This window comes from Gordonia spumicola (assembly GCF_009932475.1).
In the GTDB taxonomy this organism is placed as follows: domain Bacteria; phylum Actinomycetota; class Actinomycetes; order Mycobacteriales; family Mycobacteriaceae; genus Gordonia; species Gordonia spumicola.
Genome location: NZ_BJOV01000005.1, coordinates 460,704 through 478,799 on the forward strand (window position 1 = coordinate 460,704; position 18,096 = coordinate 478,799).

Genomic DNA, 18,096 nt, shown 5'->3' on the forward strand with positions numbered 1-18,096 from the left:
ACACAGGCCGACAGGAGTATCCGTGACCCTCGACCAGTTCCGCACCGGTGATCGAGCAACCTCAACCGACGACGGTTCGACGAGTCTGATCGACCGTTTCGCGGCAGGCGAGAGCTACGCCATCAGCTTCGGCGGACAGGGCGGCCCGTGGCTGCCCACCCTCGCAGAACTGGTCGCCGACGCCGACCTGGGACGACGTGTCTCCGCGATCGTCGACTCGGCCGCCCGCACCCTCGAACCCGTCTCCGACCGGCTCGCGGCCGCGGGCGCCGACCGCTTCGCACCCGCGCAGTGGATCGCCGACATCGACGAGGACCGGTCGGTTCCGACCGACGCCGAACTGGCCGCTGCCGAACTGTCGGTGCCCGGCATCCTGCTCGCGCAGATCGCCGCGATCGCCAACCTCGCCAAGCAGGGACTCGACACCGGAGCCCTCCCGCCGAGCGCCGTCATCGGGCATTCGCAGGGCCTCCTCGCGGCCGAGGCGATCACCACCGCGGAGCACCAGCGCGACGCCGACGACGCGGAACTCCTCGCCATCGCGCAGCTGATGGGAGCCGCCGCCACCGTCACCGCGCGTCGACTCGGTCTGCGCGGATCCGCCGACCAGAGCACCGAGGGCACCTCGCCGATGGTCGCCGTCAACGGCGTCGCGCCGCGCGAGATCGATCAGCTCCTCGCCGAGTACCGTGCGAGCCTGCCCGCCGGAACCCCCGGCCTGCCGACCGTCGCGATCGTCAACAACCGCCGCTCCATCGTCCTGTCGGGGTCGCCGCGTCACCTCGTCCGCTTCCAGGAGCTGTGCGCGCGTCGCGCCACCGCCGAGGCGGCCGACCGCAAGGCCAAGCTGACCGGCGGCAAGCCGTTCGCGCCCACGTTCGAGGAGCTGGCCGTCACCGTGCCGTTCCATCACCCCGATCTGGCCCCAGCCGTCGAGCTCGTCGCCGAATGGGCGCGGCTCACCGGGCTGGACGTCGACTTCGCGCGCAGGCTCGCGGGCAGCATCCTCGTCGACGCCGTCGACTGGGTCGATCAGATCGGCGACGTCGTCGCCTCCGGTGCCTCGTGGATCATCGACTTCGGCCCCGCCGACCTCGGCGCCCGCCTGGCCGCACCGCTCGTCCGCGGACAGGGCGTCGGCGTGATCGCCGCGGCCACCCGACGCGGCCAGCGCAGCCTCTTCGTTCCGGGCAGCACCCCCACGGTTGCCCGGCCGTGGTCGGCCTTCGCACCGCGACTCGTGTCGCTGCCGACCGGCCGCACCGCCGTCGACACGGCGTTCACCCGCCTCACCGGCCGCTCGCCGATGCTCCTGGCAGGCATGACGCCCACCACCGTCGACCCGGCGATCGTGGCCGCGGCCGCCAATGCGGGTCACTGGGCCGAGCTGGCGGGCGGCGGACAGGTGACCGAGGAGATCTTCGCCGCCAACGTCGACAAGCTCACCGACCTGCTCGACGAGAACCGTCAGGTGCAGTTCAACTCGCTGTTCCTCGACCCGTACCTGTGGAAGCTGCAGCTCGGCAGCAAGCGCATCGTCCAGAAGGCGCGTTCGCAGGGTGCGCCGTTCGACGGCGTCATCATCACCGCGGGCATCCCCGAGCTGGAGGAGGCCGTCGACCTGGTCCACGAGTTCACCGAGGCCGGCCTGCACTACGTCGCGTTCAAGCCCGGAACCGTCGACCAGATCCGTGCCGTCATCCGCATCGCGATCGCGGTGCCGGAGTTCCCGGTCATCGTCCAGATCGAAGGCGGACGGGCCGGCGGGCACCACTCGTGGGAGGATCTCGACGACCTGCTGCTCGCCACCTACGGCGAACTGCGTGATCGGCCGAACGTGGTCGTCGCCGTCGGCGGCGGCATCGGCACCCCCGAACGCGCGTCGGAGTACCTGACCGGCGCGTGGTCGGCCCGCTACGACTACCCGTCGATGCCGCTCGACGGCGTCCTCATCGGCACGGCGGCGATGGCGACCCTCGAAGCGACGACCGCGCCGGAGGTGAAGCAGCTCCTCGTCGACACCGAAGGCTGCGACACCTGGATCGGTGCGGGTCACAGCGAAGCGGGCATGGCCTCCGGACGCAGCCAGCTCGGCGCCGACATCCACGAGATCGACAATTCGGCGTCGCGGTGCGGCCGTCTCCTCGACGAGGTCGCCGGTGACGCGGAGGCCGTCGCCGAGCGCCGCGACGAGATCGTGGCCGCGATGGCCCGCACCGCGAAGCCGTACTTCGGCGACGTCGCCGAGATGACCTACCTCGACTGGCTCACCCGCTACGCCGAGCTCGCTGTCGGGCCCGACAGCGAGTACCCGTGGGCCGACATCACGTGGGAGACGCGGTTCGCCGACATGCTGCGCCGTACCGAGGCCCGCATGCATCACCTCGACACGGGCGAGTTCGAATCGCTGTTCGGCGAGCGGATCGACGACGCGCACGCCGCGATCGCCCGCCTGGCCGAGACCTTCCCCGCCGTCGAGTCCGACATCCTGCACCCGGCAGACGTCGCCTTCTTCCTCGAACTGTGCCGCACCCCCGGCAAGCCGGTGAACTTCGTCCCCGTCATCGACAAGGACGTCCGCCGCTGGTGGCGCAGCGACTCGCTGTGGCAGGCGCACGACGCGCGCTACCGCGCCGACGAGGTCTGCGTCATCCCCGGCACGGTCGCCGTCGCGGGAATCACGCGCGTCGACGAGCCCGTCGGCGACCTGCTCAACCGATTCGAGGACCAGGTGGTCTCCGACCTCCGGACGTCCGGCGAACAGGCCCAGGTCGTGGCCGCGCGCCGTCGTCGCGGCATCGTCCCGGAGTCGGGCCCGTTGAGCATCCTCATCGAGGCGGACGACGTGCTGTGGGCGGGCCGCCAGGTCCGCAACCCGATCGCCCTCCTCGGCGACCGCGACGAGTGGAAGGTGTACGACGGCGAGTACGCCGAGCACCCCAGCGGCGCGATGATCGCGTACGTCCCCGACGCGGAGACCGCCGACGACGAGATCCGTCTCGACCTGGTGGTCCCGGTGTCCGGTTCGATCCTGCGGATCCCCTTCACCGGCGACCTCAAGGTGGTCGACGGCGGCAGTCCCCGCGTCACGACGGCCGGTGCGGCCGACGCCATGCGCGATCTGCTCGCCGTCGCCGCAGGCGGCGAACTGCTCACGATCACCGACGGGGCCACCACCGGCACCGTCGCCTGGCGCGCCGACTCGGTCGCCGACCACTCCGGCGCCACCGCGTCGGGCCTGCCGACCCGCTACAACGCCACCACGCCGTCGTCGCCGAACGGCTTCGCCGTGCCCGACGCGGTGGTCGTCGCCTGCTGGCCCACCGTGTTCAGCGTGATCGGCGCCGTCACCACCGACGACGGTCTGCCCGTCGTCGAAGGACTGCTCGACCTGGTCCACCTGGATCATGCGATCGCCCTGGCGGGCGCACTGCCGACCGCCGACACCGACCTGACCGTCTCCGCCCGCTGCATCGGCGTCAGCGACGCCTCCGTGGGCCGTGTCATCGAGGTCGAGGTGACCGTCACCGACGGCGACGCCCTCGTCGCCGAACTCGTCGAGCGCTTCGCGATCCGCGGCCGTCTCGGCGCGGCCGACCTCACCGATCCGGTGCGTGCGGGCGGGGCGATCGCCGACGAACGGACCGGGACCCGCAAGCATCTGCGCTCGGTGACGGTGAACGCGCCGTCGCGCATGCACGGCTTCGCCGTCGTGTCCGGCGACCGCAACCCGATCCACACCGATCCGCTCGCCGCGCGCCTGGCCGGCCTGGGCGACCCGATCGTCCACGGCATGTGGCTGTCGGCGCTCGCGCAGCAGGTCGTCACGGCGTCCGACTCCGCGCAGCCCACCCCGGCGCCCCGCGCGCTCGTCGGCTGGACCGCCCGCTACCTGGGCATGGTCCGCCTCGGCGACGCCGTCGACGTCCGCGTCGACCGGGTCGGCATCGACGCGGGTCGCGAGGTCATCGAGGTGACGGCCAAGGTCGACGGCGAACTCGTCATGGCAGCCACCGGTCTGCTCGCCGCGCCGCGCACCGTGTACGCGTTCCCGGGCCAGGGCATCCAGAGCAAGGGCATGGGCCTGGACGCCCGATCGCGCAGCGCCGCGGCCCGCGAGATCTGGGACCGCGCCGACAAACACACCCGCGAGACCCTCGGCTTCTCGATCCTGGCGGTGGTCCGCGACAACCCGACGGTTCTCGTCGCCAACGGGGAGCGCTACCACCACCCCGACGGCGTGTTGTTCCTGACGCAGTTCACTCAGGTCGCGATGGCGACGCTCGGCGTCGCGCAGATCGCCGAACTCCGTGAGGCCGGAGCATACGTCGAGGATTCGATCACCTGCGGCCACTCGGTCGGCGAGTACAACGCGCTCGCCGCCTGCGCGGGCGTCCTCCCGCTCGAGGCCGTCCTCGAGGTGGTGTTCCAGCGCGGCAGCGCCATGCATCACCTCGTCCCGCGCGATGAGAAGGGCCGCAGCGACTATCGTCTCGCCGCGATCCGCCCCAGCCAGTTCGGACTCGACGACGTCGACGTGGAGGCGTTCGTCGCGGGCATCGGCGACGAGGCGGGCGAGTTCCTGCAGGTCGTGAACCTGAACCTGCTCGGCTCGCAGTACGCGATCGCGGGCACCGTCCGCGGCCTCGAACTGCTGGAGGCGGAGATCGACCGTCGCCGCGCCGAGTTCGGCGGCAAGCGGGCGTTCATCCTGGTCCCGGGCATCGACGTGCCGTTCCACTCGACGGTCCTGCGTGCGGGCGTGCCCGAGTTCCGCGGCAAGCTCGACGAGCTGCTGCCCGCGGTGATCGACCCGGAGATCCTGGTCGGCAACTACATCCCGAACCTCGTCCCGCGCCTGTTCAATCTGGGCCGCGACTTCGTCCAGGAGATCGCCGACCTCGTCCCGTCGGAGCCGCTCGACGCAGTGCTCGCCGACTGGGACTCGTGGGCCGCTCGTCCGGCCGATCTGACCCGCGTGATCCTCATCGAGCTCCTGGCCTGGCAGTTCGCGAGCCCCGTTCGCTGGATTGAGACTCAGGACCTGCTCTTCTCGACCGTCGAACAGGGCGGGCTCGGCATGGACCGGTTCGTCGAGGTCGGCGTGAAGTCGGCCCCCACGCTCACCGGCCTGGCCCGCAACACCCTCAAACTGCCGCGCTACGGCGCAGCCGTGACCGAGGTCGTCAACGCCCAGACCGACGAGCAGCTCCTGCGTGCCGAGGACAGCGCCCCCGAACCCGTCGAGGACGAGGCGCCGGCCGCCGAGGCGACCGAAGCGCCCGTCGAAGCCGCACCCGTGGTCGCCGCCGCGCCCGTCGCCGCGGCCGCCGGTCCGCGTCCGGACGACATCTCGTTCGGTCCGGCCGACGCCGTCCGCGCCGTCATCGCCCTGTGGACCAAGATGACGCCGTCCCAGATCGGCGCCGCCGACACCATCGAGTCGCTGTGCGACGGCGTCTCGTCGCGCCGCAATCAGCTGCTGCTCGACATCGGCGGCGAGTTGGGCCTCGGAGCCATCGACGGCGCCGCGGAAGCCGAGATGCACGCCCTCGCGGGCACCGTCGAGACGCTCGCTCGCGGCTACAAGCCGCTCGGCGACGTCCTCACCGACGCCGTCGGCGACCAGATCCGCAAGGTCGCGGGCCCGGTCAACAAGCGTCAGAACTACATCGTCGACCGCGTCACCGACACGTGGCAGCTCGGCGGAGGCTGGGCGCAGCACACGCTGGTCGCTCTCGCTCTCGGCTCGCGGGACGGAGCCAGCGTCCGTGGCGGCGACCTCGGCGACCTGCTCGAGAGCGCCGTGACAACGGTAAACGACCTCGACAACCTCATCGACCGGGCCGTCCGCTCGGTCGGCGCTGCCCGCGGTGTGGCCGTCGAACTGCCCGCAACCGGCGGAGCGGGCGGGGGAGCCGTCGATTCGGCCGCCCTCGACGCCCTCGCCGAGCACATGGGCGGCAAGGACGGCGTCCTCGCGGCCACCGCGAACACCATCCTCGCCAAGCTGGGACTGACGTCCACGGCCACCGCCGACGAGGTGCTCGACGACCCGAACGCGGTCGCCGCACAGCGCATCAGCGACGAACTGGGCGCCGACTGGGTCCGCACCGTCACGCCGTCGTTCGACGAACAGCGCGCCGTCCTCCTGGACGACCGCTGGGCCAGCGCCCGTGAAGACCTGGCCCGCCTGTGGCTGCTCGACGAGGACACGGTCGACGCCGATCACGATCGCATCGTCGGCCGCCTGACCGGCGCGGGCGAGACCGTCGCCCAGCACGCGACCTGGTGGCAGGGCAAGGCACTGCATCGCGGGTACCGGGTGCACGCACGCCTGTTCGCGGCGATCGCCGAAGCGGCGCAGTCGACCGCGGTCGGCGCGTTCGCCGACGACGTCGCCGTCGTGACCGGCGCGTCGCCCGACTCGATCGCCGCATCCGTCGTCGGCGAACTCCTTCGCGGGGGAGCGACAGTCGTCGCGACCACCTCGCGGCTGAGCGGCGAGCGTCTCGGCTTCTACAAGGAGCTGTATCGCGAGCACGCGGCGCACGGCGCCGCCCTGTGGGTGGTCCCGGCCAATCTCGCGTCGTACGTCGACGTCGACGCGGTGGTCGAGTGGATCGGCACCGAGCAGACCGAGAACCTCGGAGCCACCACCGGTGTGATCAAGGAAGCCCTCACGCCGACGCTGCTGTTCCCGTTCGCGGCGCCGCGCGTCGCCGGTGACCTCACCGACGCGGGAGGCCGCGCCGAGATGGAGATGAAGGTCCTCCTCTGGTCGGTGGAACGGATGATCGCCGGACTCGGTGCCATCGGCGCCGATCACGACCTCGACTCGCGCCTGCATGTCGTGCTGCCGGGGTCGCCGAACCGAGGCATGTTCGGCGGCGACGGCGCGTACGGCGAGTCGAAGGCGGCACTCGACGCCCTCGTCACCCGCTGGGGCGCCGAGGAGTCGTGGGGCTCGCGCACCACGATCGCCCACGCCCTCATCGGCTGGGTCCGCGGGACCGGCCTGATGGGCGGCAACGACGGAATGGTCGCCGCCGTGGAGGCCGCGGGCGTCCGGACCTGGTCCACCGAGGAGATGGCCGCCGAACTCGTCGCCCTGTGCGCCGCGGGCAAGCGGGACGCCGCTCGGGTGGAGCCGATCATCGCCGACCTGACCGCGGGCCTCGACCCGAACATCGACTTGAAGGCGCTCGCCAAGGCCGCCGCGGCCGACGCCGCCGAGGAGCCGGCCGATGAGGCGGACGAGCCGGTGAACCCGCTGGTCGCCGCGCTGCCCGCCCCGGCGCGCGCCGACCTGCCGACCGCGCACGCGTGGTCGGACGTTACCGCGCGACCCGAGGACATGGTCGTCATCGTCGGCGCGGGCGAGGTCGGCCCGTACGGTTCGTCGCGCACCCGCTTCGAGATGGAGGTCGACGAGAAGCTGTCGGCCGCTGGCGTCCTCGAACTCGCGTGGAACACCGGCCTGGTGACCTGGGAGGAGACCCCGAAGCCGGGATGGTACGACGTCGAGTCGGGCGACCCGGTCGCCGAGTCGGAGATCGCCGACCGGTACCACGACGAGGTCGTCGCACGCTGCGGCATCCGCCGCTACGCCGACGAGGGCGCGATGGTGGAGAACACGTCGCCGCTGCTCGAATCGGTGTACCTCGACGACGATCTGACGTTCACCGTCCCGAACGAGGCCGCCGCACGCGCATTCGCCTCGGCCGACCCCGAGCGGACCCGCATCGTGGCGACCGAGTCGGGCGACTGGTCCGTCACCCGTCTCGCGGGCACCGAGATCCGCGTCCCGCGCCGCTTCGAACTGTCGCGCACCGTCGGCGGGCAGATCCCGACCGGTTTCGACCCGGTCCGCTGGGGCGTCTCGCCCGACATGGTCGAGTCCGTCGACCGCGTCGCACTGTGGAACCTCGTCGCGACCGTCGACGCGTTCATCACCGCGGGTCTGAGCCCGTCGGAGTTGATGCGTTGGGTGCACCCGGGTCTGGTCGCCAACACGCAGGGCACCGGCATGGGCGGCATGACGTCGATGCGCTCGCTGTACGTCGACACCCTGCTCGGCGAGTCGAAGGCGAACGACATCCTGCAGGAGGCGCTGCCGAACGTCGTCGCAGCACACGTCGTGCAGTCGTACATCGGCAGCTACGGCGCGATGATCCACCCGGTCGCCGCGTGCGCCACCGCCGCCGTCTCGGTGGAGGAGGGCGCCGACAAGATCCGGCTCGGCAAGGCGCTGTTCGCCGTCGCAGGCGGGTTCGACGACCTCGGCATCGAGGGCATCGTCGGCTTCGGCGACATGTCGGCCACCGCCGACTCGGCCGTCATGGCGGGCAAGGGCATCGACGACCGACGCTTCTCCCGCGCCAACGACCGTCGACGCGGCGGGTTCGTCGAGTCGGCGGGAGGCGGCACCGTCCTGCTGGCGCGCGGCGACATCGCAGCCCAGCTCGGACTGCCGGTGCTCGGTGTCGTGGCCTGGGCGCAGAGCTTCGGCGACGGCGTGCACACGTCGATCCCGGCGCCCGGTCTCGGCGCGCTCGGCGCGGCCCGCGGCGAGCAGGCGTCACCGCTCGCCACCTCGCTCGCCTCGCTCGGCGTGAGCCCCGACGACGTCGCGGTCGTGTCCAAGCACGACACGTCGACCCGTGCCAACGACCCGAACGAGTCGGAGCTGCACGAACGTCTCGCGGCGGCCATCGGTCGCGGCGACGGGGCCCCGCTGTTCGTCGTCTCGCAGAAGTCGCTGACCGGCCACGCCAAGGGCGGAGCTGCGGCCTTCCAGCTGATCGGCCTGTGCCAGGTGCTCCGCGACGGGGTGATCCCGCCGAACCGCAGCCTGGACTGCGTCGACGAGAAGATGACCGAGTACCCGCACCTGGTGTGGCCGCGCGAGACGCTGCGGATGGGTGAGCGGTTCCCGCTCAAGGCGGGCCTGCTGACCAGCCTCGGCTTCGGTCACGTGTCCGGCTTGATCGCCGTCGTCCACCCGGAGGCGTTCGTCTCCGCGCTCGACGAGTCGAGTCGCGCCGACTACCGGCGGGCGGCAGCGGCGCGACTGCGTGACGGACAGCAGCGTCTGCTGTCGGCGATGTGCGGTGGCGAACCCGCCTATGTGCGTCCCGCCGACCGTCGTCTCGGCGACGGCGACGAGCACACCGCGGAGGCAGCGCTCCTGCTGAACCCGGAGGTCCGTCTCGACTCCGACGGCGCGTACGTGTGATCGGCAGTCGAGCATGATCGTGGGCGTCGGCATCGACATGGTGTCGGTGTCGGAGTTCGGCGACCAGCTCCGGACGCCCGGTTCGACGTTCGCCGGCCGCTTCTCGGTCGGCGAACGTCGGGACGCCGCCGATCGGACCGGTGACGACGACCGTCACCTCGCGGCGCGCTGGGCGGCGCGTGAAGCCGTGATCAAGGCGTGGTCGTCGAGCCGGTTCGGTCTGGCGCCCGTCCTCCCGGAGACGGCGGTCAACGAGGTCGAGGTGCAGTCCGACCAGTTCGGTCGGCCTCGGGTCCGGCTGCACGGCGATCTCGCCGAGCAGATCGGGCATCTGCGGATCCACGTGTCGTTGACGCACGACGGCGACATGGCCGCCGCCGTCGCGATCCTGGAGGAGCCGGGCCCGGTCAGCGGCTGACGGCGTCCTCGAGGAGGAGATACCCGGCGAGCATCCGTTTGAGTTCACCGACGACCTTGTCGTGGTCGTGGGGTTCCTGGACGGAGAAGCTGAGGAGCGAATAGGCGGCGTGGACGAGGACCTCGGCCATCATCTGACGTCGTTCGCGTTCGGACGTCGGCGTGAGGGGCGCGAGAATGCGCGCGACCTGCTCGGCGAGCACCTTCTCGGTGATGGACGCGGTGGCGCGGGTGGCAGGCGTCGACTGCACGGAGAGCCACACGGCGCGTCGCGAGGGGTCGGTGCGCCACAGTTCGGCCAAGTGGTCGAGGAACTTCTCGAGCAGTTGCGGCCACTTGAGCGACGGGATCTCGGCGGCGAACGCCGAGAGCTCGTTGCTGACGGCCGTCGTGTCCTGCCGGTCCAACTCGCAGACCACGACGTACTTGTTGGCGAAGTACTGATAGATGGTGCCGATGGGCAGGTCGGCGCGCTGGGCGATCTGTTCGCATGTGAGCGATTCGAAGCCGACGTCGATGAGCACGTCGCGTGCGGCCGACAGGATGGCGTCGAACGTGCGCCGACTCCGCTCCTGTGTCGGCCGTTTGCGGGGGACGAGTTCCCCCGTCACGTGCTCCACTAAACGGAGAGGTCGCGGCGCAGTTTGGCGACGTGTCCGGTGGCGCGCACGTTGTACTGGGCGGCCTCGATGACGCCGTTCTCGTCGACGAGGAACGTCGAGCGGATGACGCCCTGGACGATCTTGCCGTACAGCTTCTTCTCCCCGAACGCGCCCCACGCGGTGAGGACCTCCTTCTCGGGGTCGCTCAGGAGCGGGAACGTCAGCTCGTCGCGTTCGACGAACTTGGCGAGCTTCGCGGGCTTGTCGGGGGAGATGCCGACGACGTCGATGCCCTGCCCGTTGAGTTCGGCGAGGCTGTCGCGGAAGTCGCACGCCTGCTTGGTGCATCCGGGTGTCATCGCGGCGGGGTAGAAGTACACGATCACCTTGCGACCCGCGTAGTCGGCGAGCGACACGGGCTTCTCGGTGGAGTCGAGCAGGGTGAAATCCGGGGCCTTGTCGCCGACGGCGAGGCGTGCGTTCTCCGACATACCGCCAGGCTATCCGATCGTGCTGCGCGCAACCCCTCATAGGCTGGTCGGCACAAGTAGGCTTGCCTGCACAGACACCCGAGAAGAAGTGGAGACGCCGTGGCCGGGGACACCGAACGGATCGAGAACGAAATCGCACAGGCACGTGAGGAGCTCGCCAAGACGCTCGACCAGTTGGCGGTGCGCGCCAACCCGGAACGTCTGGCCGACGATCTGAAGACGAAGGCTCTGGCCCTCCTCTCGACGCCCGCGGTCAAGTTCTCGTTGATCGGCGCCGGTGCGGCCACCGTCGCCGTCGTGATCATCAAGATCGTCCGCTGACGCGCCCCGAGAAGGGCGAAAACAGTCCCTGACCAGCCGATTTTTGTTCTGCAGGCATCTACTGTTAATGTTTCTTCTCGCAAGGCCAAGCGCCATTAGCTCAATTGGCAGAGCAGCTGACTCTTAATCAGCGGGTTCGGGGTTCGAGTCCCTGATGGCGCACAGTGAAAGCCCCTCACCAGCGGAAACGCGGTGAGGGGCTTTCTCGTTCGAGGGCGGATACTCCCGAATCTACTCTCCAATGGGTCTGGCGGGACGCTGCGGGACGCCGTTCGGGACTTCCCTCGCAGGGGCGGCCCATCGGCCGGCCACTCCTTCGTCGCGGCAGGCCGATGGATCTACTTCTTGCGGTTGCGCTTGTCGTAGGCGTCGATCGCCACTTGCACGCGGGGAGCGAGCCAGGACCACGAGTGATAGCACGCGATGACGATCCCAGCCGTCGCTGCGATCAATCCCACGAACGTCAGCCCGCGCGCCCATCCCTCAGCGTTCATCGCCCATCGCCACCCCCAGACGGCGAACGCGAGGGTCATCCAGAAACCTGCGAGGGTCACGCCCACGGTCGCCACAGCGGCCAGGCCGTGACCCAGGCCGACCCACATCGTGCGGTCGTCCAGTCGGGCGGCGGCGGCGAGCTGCTTGTCGATCCGGGCGGCCCGCGCGTCCTCAGCGGCCGAGGCGCGCTCGTCGGCGCGCTTCTCCGTGGCGGTGATCGCCTGGCTCAGCGCACGCTTACCGGCGGTGGCGACCTCGGCCGCGCCCGCCTTCGTCGCCTCGGCGGCCTCGGTGGCCTTCGCGGCGGCGTCGGTGGCGCGCTTAGCGGCTGTAGCCAAGGTCTTCTGTTCGCTGCGCAGGGCCTCGGTTGCCGTCTTCAGCGACGCGCCGTCCAAGGTCTCGGCCAGCACTTCGAGTGTCTTCTCGATCTCGTCGAGCCTTCTCTGCACGGGTTCGAACCCTGAGGTGGCGCTGGGCTGATGCTGCGGCGTCCGCTCCATCGTCATGAGTTGCTGACGTGTCAGCCCCTGTTGGTCGATCAACTTGTTCACCGCTGCCGTCAGCTCCGCGATCTGCGACTCGACCGCGCCCTGGCGTGAGGTCAACGACGCCAACGCGGCCGAGGTCTCGGCCACTCGATCCTGCTGCTGGTCCTGCTGCTTCATCTCGTCCAAGAGACTCACGATTGCTCTCCTTCGTCTGTGCCCGCTGGGCGTGGTAGTCGAACACCGCGTGGGCGTTCTCGGCGGTGAAGTCGGGGGCGAGCCCCGACGCCTTCTTGCGGCCGAGCTTGCCGTTATCAGCCCGGCGCATCTTGTAGCTCCAGCCGTCGCGACCGGTGATCGCGAGCTTCACATCGTGTTCGGCGAGCACGACCTCGAAGTGCTCACGGTCGACCGAGCGCGGGTCACGCAACGCAGCGGCCACCTTGTCGCCCAACGTCTGCTCGAAGCCGCCCGCCTTAAAGGTCTCCCGGCGCTGGCTCCACGTCTGCTTCGCCTCCATCGGAGAGGCCTGCACCCGACACCCTTCGCGCAACATCACGGCGTCGTTCGTCTGCCACACACCGTGACGCCACGAGGTGTTCCGCTGGAGCGAGCCGCCGGTCAGCAGGTCGTCGTTCACCACATAGATGTGGTTGTGAAGATGACCGCCTTTCGAGTCCGTATGGGTCACCACGAGATAGTCGGCCGAGTGCATGTCCTCGGCCAGCATCCGGCCCAACTCGTTGACTCTCTTGACGTGATCCGGGTTGTTCACGTCGAACTCGTCGGGGTGGAAGTTCTGGGTGTAGCTGTACGCCTGAATCTTCCGACCGTGCGCCTCGGCGCGAGCCACGAACTCGGCGGGGGAGCCGAGCGACGACGACATCGCCGCCGCTCGACTCGGTGCCCCTGCTTCGGCCTGCTCGGTACCGCCGTAGAGGGCGTAGTCGACGCTGCTCTGTGCACTCCGCGACGACCTGACGTTCACACCGCTCACAGTCGGGTCCGATCGCCGAACTCGGCGCGTACGCCGTTGAGCGCCGGGCGCACCGCCTCGACCGCGTCGAGCAAGTCCTCGACGTGGTCGGTCAGCTCGCCGTCAGCATTGATCGCCCGCACCAGCTGGTTGAGATTCACCCCGACCCGGCGCAGTTGCTCGACAGCCGTCGCCCGCTGCGGGTCCGGCCGCGTCGCGGCCGAACCGTGCAGCGCCGCCACCTCCGCCCTGCGGGCGTCGAGGGCGTCGCGCACCACCGCCCGCACCCACGCCCCCGGCTTCACGCCGAGGGCGCGGGCACGCGCCTCCACGGCGCTCGCCTCCGCCGCGCTGTAGCGCTGCGTCAGGCGAACGTCGCGGCGTCCGTCGAGGGCGTCGGGAGCGGTGTCTGTGGCGGACGTAGTTTCAAGGCCAGCAGGGTAATTGTCCGACAACGCTTCGCGTCGCCGTCCAATTACCGCCGGTCCCGTCCTCGCTGCGCTGCGGGCGGGAGTCGCGACCTGCGGTCGCTCAGTGGTCGTCATGACGGCCCCCGAACGGGTTCGAGGAGGTCGCCGTCGAGACCTCGGCGGCGTCCTTGGCGGCCTTGGCCTCGGCGCGCTTGGCGGCGGCCTTCGCACGTCGAGCCGTGGTCACATGGTGCTCAGCGTGGAAGTCAGCGGCGGCGTCCAGAAACGCGTCGAGCGGGCCGTCGAGATGGTCGATCAGTGCCAAGCCGACCGGCTTGGCCTTGCGCTCCCGCGCCTTCTCCTGCTTCGCCTTCAACGCGGCCACGCGAGCCTCGGCGTCGGCGATCAGTCGGTCGAGATTGGTGTTCGTCATGATGGTTCTCCTTCGTTGTTGATGTGTTGATGTGTTGATGAATCGGGGTTACGCGGGCATGGGAACGCGCCACGGATCGAACCCGGCGCGGGCCGGGTCCCACGTACACGCGTGGTCGCCGTGATCGAACGTGCACGCGCTCGCGGGGGCGGCCGGGTCGGCCTCGTGATAAGTCCGGTGCGCGGCGTGTCGAGCGGTGCGGGCGGCCTCGGCGGCGGCCCGCTGTCGCTCGTTCTCAGCGTCCTCGGCGGCGATGTCGTCGGCCGTCTGCACGACCGTCGTCGCCTCCAGCTCGGCGAGCGCGCCGTCGACCGTCAGAGCTTCGGGAGCAGACCTGAGTTCGAGGTGTGCCTGGACCATTCCGCCCAACATCTTCTGTCCGGCCGCTAGGCGAAATTGCTCCTTGGCTTCCTCGGTCGGCAGGGCGTCGAGGGCGTCGATGACACGCGCCATGTTCGCCTTGATCCGGGCGACCGGATCGAAATCCTGGTACGAGCCGGAGCGGCCAGCGAAGCCACGATTCAGGTAGAAACTGATCGTCTCCGGGGTCACTTCGCTGACGAACGGGAACCGGCCGTAGGCCTGATTCTTGTCCTCGACCTCGACCCGCGCGCCCGTCTTCTTGTCGGTGTACTCGCCCGCGAGGCCATCGAGAAATTCCCCGTACGACTGAATGCCGGTGATGATGTTGACCGCGTTCAACAATGTCACCGCACCGAACTTCTTGTTCACCTCGACCCGCTTCGGCGAGATGTCCAAGACCGGCCAAATGGAGTCGCGTTGACGCACGTCGCCGCCGACCGCCTCGATGATCGAGAGCGGCCGGTAGTCATCCCAAATGACGATCGGCTGACCGTCATACGACTGGAATGCCACGCCCGGACGCCCAACCATGTAGATCGCCTCATCCTCAGTGAGGTCCGGGTAGAGGGTCCGGGCGAGGGCGCGGGCGAACAACTGGGCCACCGTGGATTTGCCCGTCCGAGCCGCCCCACCGATGTAGTAATTCGTGCGGAACGGCGGCAGCGGCGCGTTCAACAAATAGTCGTCGCGGCACTTCTGAAGGTGCGCGATCGTGCCCTTGGCGAAGTAGATCGCGGGTTCGGCCTCCCGTACCTGCCGCAGGTTCATCGATCCGTTGCCGACCGCCTGGTACAACTTGCTCAACTGGGCCGCCGTGCCGCCGTCCGTAGCCGCGTTGTGGCGGGTCGCCATGTGCGTGTCGAGCGCGCGACCGAAGTGGAAATTGGCGACCACCCGGCCCCGGCCGTACTGGTACTTGCCCGGCTTCCCCGGCTGCGTCTTGTCCACCAGGTAGTGGCGGTCGAGCTGGTGGATACCGGGGATGGCGCCTGAACCTCGCGACTCGTGCGGCAGGTATTCGCAGAGGTCGAAGAACACTTTCTCAGCCGCGCCGCGACCCGCGCGCTTCTCGATCTCGTCGACCTCGTTGGGCACCCGCACTTTGGCCGAGGGGATTTCGAACGCGTCGGACACGGTGCGGATCGTCGGGCGCGCGCCGTCGCCGTCGGCGACCCACAGCACCAGGTGCGCGTGTAGGCCCTTGATCCCGCAACACACCGCGTCGCCCGTGCCCGCGTCTACCTCGACCAATCGGTCGCGGTCGTGCCAGATGTACGCCCACCGGAACAGCCGATCGGCGAGCGCGGCGAGACCGGCGTCCAACTGCTCCTGCGTGAACATCACCTCGCCCGTCGCCGGGTTCCGGTGATATTGCATCGCCGAAAAGACCCGCGAGACCTTGCGGGTGCGCTGCTTCTGCGCGGCCGACTCGTCGGCCTTGGCACGGGCGAAGAACGCGCGGGCCTCGGCCACCTGCTCGGGAGTGGAGACCACGACGACCGGCGACACGTCGTCGCTCGGGTCCGCGCCGGGTACATCCAAATCGGCGAAGTCGACTGCATCCGTTTCCAGCGGTGTCGCATTTGCCGTGGTTTCGAGCGCGGCTACCGTATCCGTTTCAGAAACGGATGCGCGCCAACCCAAGAAGTGGCGCGCACGCATAGGTGGGTGAAAGTGCAGGCCATCGATGGTTTCCGGGGAGACTTCGGAGTCGTCAAAAGTGACGCCTGCATCCGAATCAGTTTTGATTTCGAAATCGGTTGCGGTGATCGGGATGCGGACACAGGTCCAGTCGACGCCGATGGAAGCGGGGGTGTCGGTGGTCATGCGGCACCGCCGGTGGTGAGCGGGGCGGCCTTGATCGATCCGCTGCGTTTGACGGCGGCGATCCACTCGGCGACGTCGGCAGGGTCGTACCGAACGTCGTTCGGGGACAGGCGGACGAACGCGGGGCCGAGTCCCTGGGTACGCCAGTTGCGGACCGTCTTCGGGGCGACGCCGATGGATTCGGCCAGTTCGGCCGTGGTGAGCAAGAACTTCTTCGGGGTGGTCGTGGACACGACGGATCTCCTCAGTGAGGAGCGATCACGTCCCAGGGGACGTTCGTCGTGTCTACGCACCGGCCACGGGGCCGCCGCGTGCCCCGGGCCTAGTACACCGGTCGACCACCCTGTGGCCGCCCGATGTCGCCAGTTCATCGGTGCCGCATGAGCACCTTCACCGCGCCGGAGCGTGCGATCATGCAAAGCAGGATCACGCTCGTTGCAAGAGCCACCTTACAGCGCCTCTTAGCGACCCGCAACGACTCGAACCTCATTTGTCAGAGGTGAGATGTACTCTCTAATTCGTGGCGAACACAGCGAAGCACGCACCCGGGGATGACTCGATCGACGAGGTGACCCCGAAGCGACAGGCTGACGGGGTGTGGATGATCCGTTGGATGTGGTGGCCGTACGACGGCGGACCGCCCAGAAAGCAGCGACACCAGGGGAATACCGCTGGTGAGGCACGCGCCAAGGCTCGCGCCAAGCTCGCCGAGCTGAAGGCCGGAACCACCGGCGGCCGATGGACCAAGGCGTCGAAGCTCAGCGACTACATCGAACAGGTGGTGCGGCCCGCCGTCGCCGGATCGTCGAAGCTCAGCGACAGCAGTAAAGCCCTGTATGGCAGGTCGCTCAACCAGCTCGACGCCGAACTCGGCAAGCTCGCGATCGCCAAGGCTATCGAGTTCCGCGTCGCAGAGGGGGCGCTGCTGGCGATCGCCGAGCGGAGCGGGTCGTCGTCAGCGAAGACGGCGCGAAATGTGCTGAACCGCTGGGTGTTTGGGCAGATGAAGCGCGATCGGTTGATCGTGCAAAGTCCGCTTGCCGACATGGACATCGACCTCGGCACCAACAAGACGACGACGAAGACGGCGAACGATGTGGCCCTCGCCGAAGCCGACTACGACCGCCTGCTCGACCATCTGCTCGCGTTCGACGCCGACGCCGTCGAGCTACCGCCGCGCAGCAGGGCAGCCGCCCGCGAGAAGATCCGGGGTGCCGTGGACATCACGCTGCTGTTGATGACAACGGGGATGCGACTCGGATCGGCCCGCCAGATCGAGCCGCATGAGGTGATCGACAACGCCAGCGGGGGCGTGAACGTGGTCGTCCCCGCCGCCAAGTTGAAGGGGGAGCGGAAGCGGCCGATCACGTTCACCGTCCTCGACGATCGCGTCGCCGAACGGGTGAAGGCGCTGAGGAAGGACACCCCGGCCGGTTCCTACATACTCGGTGCGCCCGCTGACAAGGCAAAACTGTGGGACCGACGGAATTGCACCCGCGAGATCGAGCGGCTGTACGTGTCCCTGGCGGACGAGTTGGGGATCAAGGAGTTGCGAAGTGACATTCGTTCGCACGGATGGCGAACCACGCTCAACACGCTGTACTACCACCTACCCGCCCACGTGCGCGCCGAGTGGTTCGGTCACACCGAGGCGGTCAACGCTGCCCACTACGTCGCCGCCGAGGTCGACCTGTCGCCGATGGTCGCCGCCGCCAAGGAACGGCGGCTGCGCGTCGTCGGAGAGTAGCTACTCCCGTATCTACTCCCTAATGCCGGGACACTGCGGGAAACTACCAGGTCGCTGCGGGGCGCTAAAGAGCACACCCGGGACGCTATGAACAGGCACTACCCGTTCTTGACCAGGGGATTCGTCGCTAGTATTGGGCACACTCAGCGGGTTCGGGGTTCGAGTCCCTGATGGCGCACCACAACACCAGGTCAGGCCCCTGCCGGAGAAATCCGGCAGGGGCCTGACCTCTTTGGTTGACCCGCACGAGTCGAGAAGTCCATCGGTGTCGAGCGCGCTCTGTCGGGCCCG

Annotated in this window: 12 protein-coding genes and 1 tRNA gene; 5 read left to right on the plus strand and 8 right to left on the minus strand. The window is 69.2% G+C overall.

Features of this window, described 5'->3' with window-relative positions:
* Positions 1-22: 22 nt before the first annotated feature.
* Both GYB83_RS13380 and acpS read left to right on the plus strand, forming a co-directional pair.
* Positions 23-9,238, plus strand: coding sequence for a type I polyketide synthase (locus tag GYB83_RS13380; protein WP_161895945.1), 9,216 nt, complete (start codon positions 23-25; stop codon positions 9,236-9,238).
* Positions 9,239-9,251: 13 nt separating this feature from the next.
* Complete coding sequence (acpS, locus tag GYB83_RS13385) at positions 9,252-9,656, plus strand: holo-ACP synthase AcpS (protein WP_161895946.1); 405 nt, start codon at positions 9,252-9,254, stop codon at positions 9,654-9,656.
* Here the strand turns inward: acpS and GYB83_RS13390 are convergent.
* Entirely contained in the window at positions 9,646-10,266 is a 621-nt protein-coding gene (locus tag GYB83_RS13390; RefSeq protein WP_228461470.1) for a TetR/AcrR family transcriptional regulator, read from the minus strand. The two genes, acpS and GYB83_RS13390, sit on opposite strands and share 11 nt — an antisense overlap.
* Before the next feature lie 8 nt (positions 10,267-10,274).
* Entirely contained in the window at positions 10,275-10,748 is a 474-nt protein-coding gene (gene bcp / locus GYB83_RS13395; protein ID WP_161895948.1) for a thioredoxin-dependent thiol peroxidase, read from the minus strand.
* 99 nt (positions 10,749-10,847) lie between these two features.
* Here bcp and GYB83_RS13400 point away from each other — a divergent pair, with 99 nt between their 5' ends.
* Positions 10,848-11,069: a DUF3618 domain-containing protein gene (locus GYB83_RS13400; RefSeq protein ID WP_161895949.1), complete on the plus strand. Its 222-nt coding sequence runs from the start codon at positions 10,848-10,850 to the stop codon at positions 11,067-11,069.
* An 89-nt stretch (positions 11,070-11,158) separates the two neighbouring features.
* Positions 11,159-11,231, plus strand: a tRNA-Lys gene (locus tag GYB83_RS13405).
* Between the two features lie 176 nt (positions 11,232-11,407).
* Here the strand turns inward: GYB83_RS13405 and GYB83_RS13410 are convergent.
* From GYB83_RS13410 to GYB83_RS23660, 6 genes are read right to left on the minus strand one after another with little or no spacing between them, the layout of a single operon-like run.
* Positions 11,408-11,902, minus strand: a complete 495-nt coding sequence (locus tag GYB83_RS13410; RefSeq protein WP_161895950.1) for a hypothetical protein — start codon at positions 11,900-11,902, stop codon at positions 11,408-11,410.
* Positions 11,886-13,046, minus strand: a complete 1,161-nt coding sequence (locus GYB83_RS13415) for a relaxase/mobilization nuclease domain-containing protein (protein ID WP_161895951.1) — start codon at positions 13,044-13,046, stop codon at positions 11,886-11,888. Before GYB83_RS13415 ends, GYB83_RS13410 begins: the two co-directional genes overlap by 17 nt.
* A complete protein-coding gene (locus GYB83_RS13420; RefSeq protein ID WP_161895952.1) occupies positions 13,043-13,570 on the minus strand; it encodes a MobC family plasmid mobilization relaxosome protein in 528 nt (175 codons plus the stop codon). Before GYB83_RS13420 ends, GYB83_RS13415 begins: the two co-directional genes overlap by 4 nt.
* A complete protein-coding gene (locus GYB83_RS13425) occupies positions 13,557-13,868 on the minus strand; it encodes a hypothetical protein (RefSeq protein WP_161895953.1) in 312 nt (103 codons plus the stop codon). The genes GYB83_RS13420 and GYB83_RS13425 overlap by 14 nt, the downstream gene beginning before the upstream one ends.
* A 48-nt stretch (positions 13,869-13,916) precedes the next feature.
* The gene (locus GYB83_RS13430) at positions 13,917-16,058 is read right to left on the minus strand and encodes a P-loop NTPase family protein (RefSeq protein ID WP_228461472.1); all 2,142 of its coding nucleotides are present in this window, start codon (positions 16,056-16,058) and stop codon (positions 13,917-13,919) included.
* Positions 16,055-16,291, minus strand: a complete 237-nt coding sequence (locus tag GYB83_RS23660) for a helix-turn-helix transcriptional regulator (RefSeq protein ID WP_228461474.1) — start codon at positions 16,289-16,291, stop codon at positions 16,055-16,057. Before GYB83_RS23660 ends, GYB83_RS13430 begins: the two co-directional genes overlap by 4 nt.
* 287 nt (positions 16,292-16,578) lie before the next feature.
* On the opposite strand from GYB83_RS23660, the gene GYB83_RS13440 reads away from it, so the two are divergent.
* Positions 16,579-17,805: a tyrosine-type recombinase/integrase gene (locus tag GYB83_RS13440; protein ID WP_161895955.1), complete on the plus strand. Its 1,227-nt coding sequence runs from the start codon at positions 16,579-16,581 to the stop codon at positions 17,803-17,805.
* Positions 17,806-18,096 lie beyond the last annotated feature (291 nt).